At 73.7% G+C, this 5096-nt stretch carries 6 protein-coding genes; 2 read left to right on the top strand and 4 right to left on the bottom strand.

Annotated elements, in window-relative coordinates:
- Positions 1 to 130: 130 nt before the first annotated feature.
- Positions 131 to 823 carry a pyridoxamine 5'-phosphate oxidase family protein gene (locus EBH09_RS05205; RefSeq protein WP_121745788.1) on the bottom strand — a complete coding sequence of 231 codons (693 nt, stop codon included), beginning with the start codon at positions 821 to 823 and terminating at the stop codon, positions 131 to 133.
- A gap of 35 nt (positions 824 to 858) precedes the next feature.
- Between EBH09_RS05205 and EBH09_RS05200 the strand changes: the two genes are divergently transcribed.
- Positions 859 to 2196: an aminotransferase class I/II-fold pyridoxal phosphate-dependent enzyme gene (locus tag EBH09_RS05200; RefSeq protein ID WP_121745787.1), complete on the top strand. Its 1338-nt coding sequence runs from the start codon at positions 859 to 861 to the stop codon at positions 2194 to 2196.
- A 72-nt stretch (positions 2197 to 2268) separates the two neighbouring features.
- Here EBH09_RS05200 and EBH09_RS05195 read toward each other — a convergent pair whose 3' ends face one another.
- Positions 2269 to 3273 carry a DMT family transporter gene (locus EBH09_RS05195; RefSeq protein ID WP_121745786.1) on the bottom strand — a complete coding sequence of 335 codons (1005 nt, stop codon included), beginning with the start codon at positions 3271 to 3273 and terminating at the stop codon, positions 2269 to 2271.
- A gap of 38 nt (positions 3274 to 3311) precedes the next feature.
- Between EBH09_RS05195 and EBH09_RS05190 the strand changes: the two genes are divergently transcribed.
- Positions 3312 to 4214, top strand: a complete 903-nt coding sequence (locus EBH09_RS05190; RefSeq protein ID WP_121745785.1) for a LysR family transcriptional regulator — start codon at positions 3312 to 3314, stop codon at positions 4212 to 4214.
- A 22-nt stretch (positions 4215 to 4236) separates the two neighbouring features.
- Here the strand turns inward: EBH09_RS05190 and EBH09_RS05185 are convergent, their stop codons facing one another.
- Both EBH09_RS05185 and EBH09_RS05180 read right to left on the bottom strand, forming a co-directional pair.
- Entirely contained in the window at positions 4237 to 4704 is a 468-nt protein-coding gene (locus EBH09_RS05185; RefSeq protein WP_121745784.1) for a pyridoxamine 5'-phosphate oxidase family protein, read from the bottom strand.
- On the bottom strand, positions 4701 to 5096 hold a 396-nt coding region (locus tag EBH09_RS05180), incomplete at its 5' end, for a Rieske (2Fe-2S) protein (RefSeq protein WP_153182610.1). The genes EBH09_RS05185 and EBH09_RS05180, both read right to left, overlap by 4 nt.

Here is a 5096-nt window from a genome sequence, read left to right as displayed (position 1 = left end):
CCGTCTCCGGGTGCCTCGCCCGCCGCGGCCCGCGCGGAGCCGCCCGCCGGCTGGAAGTGGCAGGCCGGCCTTCTCGGCCGGGTCGTTCACGAGACGGGCGGCGCGTCCCCGGAATGGGCCAGGACCAGGATCACGGGGCCGAGAGGTAGTCGGGCAGCCTCGTCCCGGCGTCCAGGCCCGGGTCGGGGACCGGGGCGTCGTACCCCTTGCGCAGTGGGACCAGGCCGGCCCAGTGGGGGAGGGTGAGGTCCTCCGGCTCGTCGTTCACGCCGCCGGTGCGGAGCTTGGCGGAGACCTCGTCCAGGTCGAGGCGGATCACGGCGGTGGCGGCCAGCTCCTTCTTGTTGGCCGGCCGGGAGTCGGCGGAGCGGCCGGGTACGACGTGGTCGACCAGGGCGTCCAGGGCCGTGCGCCTCTCCTCCGGGTCCGTCACCTCGTACGCGGTGCCGTGCACGACCACCGACCGGTAGTTGATCGAGTGGTGGAAGGCCGAGCGGGCCAGCACCAGCGCGTCCACGTGCGTCACCGTCAGGCACACCGGCAGGCCCGGGTCGGCCGCGCCCGTCATCCGCAGCGGGCGGGAGCCCGTCGAGCCGTGCACGTAGAGCCGATGGCCCACCCGGCCGTAGAGCGTCGGGAGCACCACCGGGGAGCCGTCGCGGACGAAGCCGAGATGGCAGACGTAGCCCTCGTCGAGTATCGAGTGCACCAGCTCCTTGTCGTAGGAGGCCCGGTCGGGGGAGCGGGTGGGGACGGTGCGGTCGGTGGGCGTGTAGGCGGTGGCGGGCTGCGACGGCGGCTGCGTCCGTGTGGTCCCCTGCATGGCGCTCTCCATTGCACTAGTGCATAATTGGGTTTGTGCTAGGAGAGTATCGGATCACAGGGCGGGGCGCAGCGGAGATCTCCGCGAGCGTCGAGCGTGCGGTGGCCTCGGGGGAGCTGGAGCCGGGACAACCGCTGCCGCCGATGCGGGAGTTGGCGGAGCGGCTCGGGGTGAACCCGAACACCGTGGCCGCCGCCTACCGCACCCTGCGCGAGCGCGGGGTCATCGAGACGGCCGGGCGCCGGGGCAGCCGGGTGCGCTCGAAACCGGCCACCACGGGGCGCGAGTTCATCCGGGTGGAGGTGCCGGAGGGTGTGCGCGACGTGTCCGACGGCAACCCGGACCCGGCGCTGCTGCCCGTGCTCGGACCGGTGTTCGCCGCGGCGGCCGAAGAGGGCGACCGCGAGCCCGTCCTGTACGGGCACGCGCCCGTGGAGCCGGGACTGGTGCGCCTCGCACGCGCCGAGCTGGACGCCGACGGGGTGCCGGACGGGCCCGTGGCCGTCACGTCCGGCTCGCTGGACGCCATGGAACGAGTGCTTGCGACGCACCTCAGACCGGGCGACGCCGTCGCCGTCGAGGATCCGGGCTGGGGCAGCCTCCTCGACCTCGTCCCCGCGCTCGGCCTGCGCACGGTCGCCGTCGGCGTCGACGACGAGGGGCCGCTGCCCGAGGACGTACGGCGAGTCCTCGGGGCCGGCGCCCGCGCCCTGGTCGTCACGGACCGCGCGCAGAACCCTACGGGCGCCGCGGTGAGCGCCACGCGCGCGCGTGCCCTGCGGTCCGTGCTGCGCGAGCACCCGCGGACGCTGCTGGTGGAGGACGACCACGGCCACCGCATCGTCGACCTGCCCCTGCACCCCCTCGCCGGTACGACGCACAGCTGGGCGTTCGTCCGCTCGGCCGCCAAGGCGTACGGCCCCGACCTGCGCCTCGCCGTGCTCACCGGGGACGCCGTCACGCTGGACCGGGTGCGCGGGCGGCAACGGCTGGGCCCCGGCTGGGTCAGCCGCATCACCCAGCGGGCCGTGGCCCGGCTGTGGGCGGACGGCTCCGTGGACGCGCACGCGGTGGCGGCGGCGTACGGGCGGCGCCGTGACGCCCTGCTCGGCGCCCTCGCGGAGCGCGGGATCGACGCGTACGGGCGCAGTGGCATGAACGTGTGGATCCCGGTGCCGGACGAGACCGGCGCCGTCGCCCGGCTGCTGCACGCCGGGTGGGCCGTCGCCCCCGGCGCCCGCTTCCGCCTGGGCGCCCCGCCCGGCATCCGCGTCACCGTCTCGACGCTGACGGAGCGGGACGCCGGCCCGCTGGCGGACGCGGTCGCGGCGGCGGTGGGGCCGGGGGCGGGGCCGCTGCGGAGCTATGTCTGACGCGCGGGTCCGCCCGCGTCGTGGCCTTCGCCCCCGTCGGCGTCCCGCCCATGCGCCCGCCGACGTCCTCGCCTATGTCGTGGCCTTGTCGCGCTCCCGTGTCCCGCGGACGGGCTCCGCGGTGTCCGCGGCCGCCCCGGGCCGTGCCTGGGTCAGCGCCGCACCCGCGAGGACGATCGCCGCGCCGACCGGCGTCGACCAGGACAGCGACTCCCCGAGCAGTGCGACGCCCGCGGCCGTGGCGATGACCGGGGTGAAGTACGTGACCATCTGCGCCGTCGTCGGACCGACCTCGGCCACCAGGTCGTACTGGATCAGAAAGGCGAGCCCGGTGCCCAGGGTGCCCAGCGCCGCCACCGCCAGCAGGGGCACGGCCGGGAAGCCGGCCGGCATCGAGGTGAAGAGCGGCGTCACCACGGCCAGTTGTACCGTGGCGAGACCCAGCTGGGCGCCGGTCAGCGAGAGGTGTGAGTGGCTGGAGCCGGCCAGCGTGCGGCGGACGTAGATCCAGCCGACCGGATAGCTGAGCGAGGCCAGCAGGGCCAGCGCCGTGCCCGTGACGTCCAGACCGTGGAAGCCCTGCCAGACACCCAGCACCGTCAGGACACCGAGGAATCCGATGCCGAGGCCGGCCACCCGCCGCCGCGTCGGCCGGTCCTCGGAGAGGGCGACCAGCGACAGCGCCATGCCCCACAGCGGCGAGGTCGCGTTGCAGATGCCCGCGAGCGACGACGGGATCGTCAGCTCCGAGAAGGCGAACAGGGAGAACGGGAGCGCGTTGAGCAGGAACCCGGCGACCGCCAGGTGGACCCAGGTCCACGTCCCGCGCGGCAGCCGCTCCCGCTTCACCGCCATCGCCACGGCGACCACGGCCGTGCCGAACACCAGCCGTCCCAGCGTGACCTGGAACGGGGCGAAACTCTCCGTCCCGACCTTCATGAAGAGGAAGCTGAAGCCCCAGACGAGAGAGAGGAGACCGAAGCGCAGTCGCCAGTCGAAGGCGCGGCGGGCTGCGGGGAAGGACGCGACGCTGCTGCTCATGCGGACAACGATGACGCAGCCAACCTCGTAGCACAATCGAGATTTATCGCGGAGTATCTCGTAGCATTGCTTACATGTTGAACCTGGAGCGCCTGCGCACCCTCGACGCCCTCGCCCGGCACGGATCGGTGAGCGGCGCCGCCGTCGGCCTGCACATCACCACCTCTGCCGTCTCCCAGCAGATGGCCAAGCTGGAGCGTGAGGCAGGTCAGCAGCTGCTCGCCAAGAACGGGCGGGGCGTGCGGCTCACGGACGCGGGCCGGCTGCTCGCCGAGCACGCGGCCCGCATCCTCTCCCAGGTCGAACTCGCCCAGGCCGACCTGGAGGCCCAGCGTGGTCAGGTGGCGGGCGAGCTGAGGCTGTCGGCGTTCCCGACGGCCGCCCGCGGACTCTTCCCCGGCGCGCTGGCCGCCCTGCGCACCCGGCACCCGGCCTTGCGCATCCGCTCCTGCGAGCTGGAGCCGGAGCGCGGGATCAACGGCGTGGTGCGCGGAGACCTCGACCTGGCCGTCGTGCTCGACTGGTACAACAAGCCGATGCCGCTGCCCGAAGGCCTGGTCAAGGCGCCGCTCCTGGACGACCCCGCGGATGTGGCCATGCCGGTCGGCCACCGGCTCGCGGGCCGTGACGAGGTGGACCTCGCCGAGTTCGCCGAGGACGAGTGGATCACGTGGGGCGAGGGCGAGTTCTGCCACGAGTGGCTGATGTTCACACTGCGCTCGAAGGGCATCGAGCCGATCGTCGGCCATCGCGCCGCCGAGACGCACACCCAGTTGGGGCTGGTCGCCGCGGGGCTCGGTGTGTGCATCGCGCCGCTGCTCGGTCGCCATCCGATGCCCGCCGAGGTCGTCACGGCGCCGCTGAAGCAGCGGGTGCGCCGGCACGTGTACGTCGTCTGGCGCGCGGACGCCGACCGTCGCCCGTCGATCCGGGCGGCGGTGGAGGCCTTGCGTACCGCGGCCGCGCAGCTCGGCTGAAGGGGCGCGCCCCGAGCGGCCCCTACGGTGCCGACAGCTTGCGGAAATCCCAGGAGACCACCTTCTCGGGCGTCAGCCGCAGCCACGCGTGCCGGCCGTCGTGCGGCATCTCCTCCAGGCCGAAGTTCTTGCGGGCGAACAGCGTCTCGGGGAAGTCGAGTTCGGCGTACAGCTCGCCGGTGCGCGGCGCCTCGCCCACGAACTCCACCCGCCCGGACAGCTCCGCGCCCCGCAACTCGTCGTACTCCTCGCCGGTGTCCACCACGATCGCCACCCGGGGGTCGCGCCGCAGCTCCGTCCAGCGCCGGCTGCGCACGACCGAGTACAGCCACATCGAGGAGCCGTCCCAGGCGAACCAGAGCGTGCTCACGTGCGGTGCGCCGTCGGGCGAGACCGTGGCGACCCGGCAGGTGCGCTGGGTGGTGAGGAACGCGTCCAGCTCGCCGGGCGTCATCATGATCTTCCGCCCCCGGCGCTGGGTGACGGTCATCCGGCCAACTGGATCGAGTCCCCGCTGACCGTGATCTGCACGGCGGGCAGCGGCTTGGGCGCCGGACCGCTCTGCACGCTGCCGTCGCTGATCGAGAAGTTGCTGTTGTGACAGGGGCAGTTGATGACGCCGTCGGACACGCTCTTCACGGCGCATCCCTGGTGGGTGCAGGTGGCGGAGAACGCCTTGAACTCGCCCGCCGCGGGCTGGGTGACCACCACCTTCTGGTCGGCGAAGACCTTCCCGCCGCCCTCGGGGATGTCGGCGGTCGCCGCGAGCGCGGCTCCGGCGTTCTCGCCGCCCGAACCGCCGTCGCCCGCCGAGTCGGACGAGGGGGCCGAGGGAGCGGCGCCGGTGTCGCTCGACGCGTCGTCGTCCGAGCCTCCGCACGC

Source organism: Streptomyces sp. E2N166, from assembly GCF_003671715.1.
In the GTDB taxonomy this organism is placed as follows: domain Bacteria; phylum Actinomycetota; class Actinomycetes; order Streptomycetales; family Streptomycetaceae; genus Streptomyces; species Streptomyces thinghirensis.
This window is presented reverse-complemented; position numbering and strand designations above follow the sequence as displayed.